Source organism: Ruegeria sp. AL12, assembly GCF_056540885.1.
In genome coordinates, this window is the sequence record NZ_JBQFXN010000200.1 from 1 (window position 1) to 533 (window position 533).

General features: G+C 64.2%; 2 protein-coding genes. Both read left to right on the top strand.

Features of this window, described 5'->3' with window-relative positions; all coding sequences use genetic code 11:
• Window positions 1-275: pseudouridine synthase family protein (locus ACR0C6_RS22205; RefSeq protein WP_480621368.1), on the top strand; the 275-nt coding region annotated here is incomplete at its 5' end.
• A gap of 31 nt (window positions 276-306) precedes the next feature.
• On the top strand, window positions 307-533 hold a 227-nt coding region (locus ACR0C6_RS22210), incomplete at its 3' end, for a VOC family protein (RefSeq protein WP_480621369.1).

Sequence of the window (533 nt, forward strand, 5' to 3'; positions counted from 1 at the left end):
TGGATGAACCCGATGGGTTGTGGCCGCGCACCCCTCCGATCCGCGAACGTCAGACAGTGCCCGATTGCTGGATCGAGCTAACCCTGCGCGAAGGCAAGAACCGGCAGGTTCGGCGCATGACGGCGGCTGTGGGCCACCCGACCCTGCGCCTGATCCGCGCCCGCATTGGCGACTGGACGCTGGACGGGCTGGATCCCGGCCAATGGGACAGCCTGCCCGAACCCGCGATCAACGCGGCCCCGCAACGCAAACGCGACCGCCGACCCCGTCGGTGACAAAAACCGCCCATTGTGATAGGCTTAGGCCATGAAAATCACGTCGGATATCCCCACCCCGCTGGGCATCCTTGAGGCGGCTTTGTACGTCGAAGACCTCGACGCGGCCGAACACTTCTATGGTGAGGTTCTGGCGCTGGAAAAAATCCAGCGGGTCACCGACCGTCATGTGTTCTACCGCGTGGGCGCGACGGTTCTGCTGATCTTCAACGCTGACGAGACCGAGAAACCGCCGCTGAATCCCGACCTGCCCGTGCC